The sequence below is a fragment of the Vibrio sp. S12_S33 genome (genome assembly GCF_963889785.1).
Taxonomy (GTDB): domain Bacteria; phylum Pseudomonadota; class Gammaproteobacteria; order Enterobacterales; family Vibrionaceae; genus Vibrio; species Vibrio aestuarianus.
Genome location: NZ_CAWPQZ010000096.1, coordinates 1 through 3,221, shown reverse-complemented (window position 1 = coordinate 3,221; position 3,221 = coordinate 1). Strand labels below are relative to the sequence as shown.

Genomic DNA, 3,221 nt, shown 5'->3' with positions numbered 1-3,221 from the left:
AACTACGTGATACTTCGTGTAATAGACACTATGGGACGAGGTGTAATATTGCATTTATCCATCGTACCGTCTCCAAAGGCATTCATCCACGGGTAAACCCGTGGTTTTCTGTATCCACAGAATAAAAAGAGAGAGATAGAGAACTGGAAAGGAAGAAATACGGGTCGAGACTCAAATCGGTGGCTATATTAACACATATCCACCGATTTGAGTCTCGACCGAATTATTTAGGTAGCGGTGGCAATCAGTGATTACATTACCGCATTAAGTGGGGCGTTATTTGATGTGGAAAATCTGTTCTATTTCTAGCGATGTCATTGCACGGACTTGGCGCCAGATGTAATAGAAAATGCCAAACATCATCAACATACTTGGAATTGCAATCATCGGGTAGCTGTACAGTGTCATCTTACCCAATTCTTCATTAAAGGCCGCAGTACCTGCTGGGCTCGTTACAATCCAAGTGGCGAGGAAATAGTTCATTGCCGATGAAAACGCAAAGGTGCTGGCAAACAAGTAATTTGAAGACATTAAGCAGCGTTCAAATGCTTCAGTTTTGCCATTCTCTTGCAAGCGCTCGTTGATCTGCGGTAGGTTCAACACGCTGGCATTGAGCAGTATTTTTTGCATCAGCGGATAGCGAGTAAAGGTGGAACCCAATACAGCAAGCCCGATCAAACCTGGAATTAAGGCCTCTTTTAGTGCTAACCAACGTGTATCCAGCTCCAGCAGACCGATACCACCGGTTAATAGCACACTGATAAAACCGAGTGCGGAAATGAAGTTAAATTTCTTATTCCGAATCAGATCCATGCCACCATAAATGATCGGAAATGCCAGCGCGACAGCCAGTGCCATCGCTGTTCCTAAGTGCTCATCGCCACTAAATTTCATTAATATGAAGGAAGGGATGAATACGTTAAACAGGATCTCGAATAGGGGATTGGACTTTTTCGCGGTTGTGTTACTCATAATTCTACTGACTCTACAATGTTGTCTGCCATTTTACTTTGATACGGAGTGTTCATCCAGTCACGCCAGATGTAAAGGGTTAAAGCCTTGAGTTATGTAACGACTTATGAAAGTGGTGTGCTTGATTTAATAGCAAGGCTTATATTTGGAAGTGTACGTATTAGGTACAATTCGCGTGCGTGTCGCTCGATCATTCAATTTAAGACATCACATTTTCTTCTGTGCATGGTACTTTCGTTATCAAATTCCACCCAAGTTTAGCTCACCATTTTCAGAGCGAAATTAGAGGTTTACGCAACGCATAGAGCGAACAAATCTGATGTTACATTCCAGACTTAAGCGTTTAGTTCGTAAGAACATCGGTTTTTCAAAGTCAGAAGAAATGCATGATAAGGTTATCGGAACCTTTATGAATAAGAGTTCTATTGGTAGATCAACTGATTTGAGTCTCAACTAGGAAAAGATTGATGGCATGATGAAGATAGAACCATTTTCCTTTCACCCTAGTGTAAGTTTCATTGAGTTGCCATGAGGAGTCCGAACTGATTCTTATGGGTTTAGTGAAACAGCCATCATATCTTGGTTTTAACCTAACAACTTGTGCAACTTGTTTTTATGCTGATGTTGTATAGTTCACTGCCGTACAGGCTGATCTAAAAGTATACTAATTGAAAATTTCTGCCTGGCGTGCATAATGCGCCGAAGTTCGCAAGTTACTTGTCTTTAACTTGTGATGTGCGTCTGGTAATTGGGCTGGCAATGTCGCTGGTCACTTTGATGAACTGTTCGATGATAACTGGTTACCCACTTACGGGATTGGTTATCGTTTTGCTTTCAAACCACGAGTCAATGTTCGCCTAGATTTTGGTTTTGGTGATGAAAGTACCCTCTATTTCAATATTCATGAAGCATTCTGACTCAAGTCGTAATCAAAAGGTAAAAGATGAAATTAAAATCGGTTATAGCACTCAACTTATTACTAGTAAATGCACCAAGCTTTGCTGCTGAAAGCGTCGCTCCCACGGGACTTAGACCTTGCTGCGCCTTTGGTATTCATATGAAGTCTGAGTTAGGTGTGATTCCAGTTCCCTTTTTTAAAGTGGATAACATTGTTGAACTGTCTGACCTAGAACAACACAGGTACAACGATGGTAGCCAGGGTGTTACAAGTAGCTTATTGGGAACTGGTGATGAAAAAAATGGCCTGATTTATACTAACAAAGGCGGAATTATCGATACTGCTCATGTTCGAGATACCGCGGACTATACTGCATTTTTGTACACACAAATTAAAGATAACCTAGGAACGGATATGCAAATTGTCTTAGACGATGAATTGCGTAGCCGTGTTATCAACTTGACCCAACAAGCCGTTGGAATGATGGCTGATGAACAAAAATTGGCTGAAATACAGTTAAGTGCACTTCTCGCTTTTCGTCTTGCTCAGTGGCATGAAATTGCACAATGGTTTGGGTTCACATCTGTGAAGGGGTTTAAAGAGTACCCTTCAGCATTCTCTCCTGAAGATCTCTATTCAAACATGCTAGGTTCTATCATTGCCATAGAGGTATTGCAAAACTTGCCAGAGCTGACGAAAGAAACATACCAAGTGGCATTTACAGAAGTGTTTCAACGTAAGCTTCAAGAGCTAGGTGCCCAAGATTATGATCGTACTGAAAAAATAATGAATGATATGGATGGCGCGTGGTGGGATAGCGGCAAACGTCTACCTGATAAATGGGTAGTAAAAACTCGAGACTACACACCTCGTCTTACGATTAAGCCTAATTGGGGCGATACTGAGGAGCGAGTGACACTTTCATTGGGGCCGCTTGCTAATTTGGAGTCGTGGGGATACCTAACCTTAGTTGCAAGCAAAAAAGAGAAAAATTTCTCTGCGTTGCCTTCGGATCTCACAAGTAAAAAAGTATGGGCGGTTGATGATTTTGTGACGATAGCTAAATTTGCAAAATCTATTGATGATAAACATGAACTAAACCGAAACGATCTACTTCCGCCTCACTAAAAGTTCTTTGAATTGAATGAGCTTCTAGCATGATATTAGAAATCCGGTCGTGACTCCAACATGGAGAACTTGTGTTAAAATGGTAACCTTTTCACTCTCAAACAAGAAATCATGGCTACCATTCAAGTTCAATGTCGATTTTGTAACCAAACTGAATATGTACGTAAACACGGTAAGGGAGTAACGGGCTTTCAGCGATTTCGTTGCATAGAATGTAAGCGTT

At 41.2% G+C, this 3,221-nt stretch carries 3 protein-coding genes and 3 pseudogenes; 4 read left to right on the top strand and 2 right to left on the bottom strand.

The features are described from left to right. Positions 1 to 276 precede the first annotated feature (276 nt). On the bottom strand, positions 277 to 972 hold the full coding sequence (locus AACW06_RS18965; protein ID WP_192076262.1) for a VC0807 family protein: 696 nt from the start codon (positions 970 to 972) through the stop codon (positions 277 to 279). Between the two features lie 286 nt (positions 973 to 1,258). Here AACW06_RS18965 and AACW06_RS18960 point away from each other — a divergent pair. Next, a pseudogene (locus tag AACW06_RS18960) lies at positions 1,259 to 1,429 on the top strand (IS1 family transposase); the annotation flags it as partial. A 6-nt stretch (positions 1,430 to 1,435) separates the two neighbouring features. Here AACW06_RS18960 and AACW06_RS18955 read toward each other — a convergent pair. After that, positions 1,436 to 1,519, bottom strand: a pseudogene (locus tag AACW06_RS18955) (DDE-type integrase/transposase/recombinase); the annotation flags it as partial. Positions 1,520 to 1,724: 205 nt separating this feature from the next. Here AACW06_RS18955 and AACW06_RS21120 point away from each other — a divergent pair. The 3 genes and pseudogenes from AACW06_RS21120 to AACW06_RS18945 all read left to right on the top strand — a co-directional run. Beyond that, positions 1,725 to 1,889: pseudogene (locus AACW06_RS21120) on the top strand (BamA/TamA family outer membrane protein); the annotation flags it as partial. 26 nt (positions 1,890 to 1,915) lie between these two features. Then, on the top strand, positions 1,916 to 2,998 hold the full coding sequence (locus AACW06_RS18950; protein ID WP_192076261.1) for a DUF4056 domain-containing protein: 1,083 nt from the start codon (positions 1,916 to 1,918) through the stop codon (positions 2,996 to 2,998). 111 nt (positions 2,999 to 3,109) lie between these two features. Beyond that, the coding region (locus AACW06_RS18945) for an IS1 family transposase (RefSeq protein ID WP_192076260.1) at positions 3,110 to 3,221 on the top strand (112 nt) is incomplete at its 3' end.

What these genes read in the sequence shown, in the direction of transcription:
- AACW06_RS18950 (WP_192076261.1), top strand. Translation starts at nt 1,916, where the DNA reads ATGAAATTAAAATCGGTTATAGCACTCAACTTATTACTAGTAAATGCA.
- AACW06_RS18965 (WP_192076262.1), bottom strand. Translation starts at nt 972, where the DNA reads ATGAGTAACACAACCGCGAAAAAGTCCAATCCCCTATTCGAGATCCTG.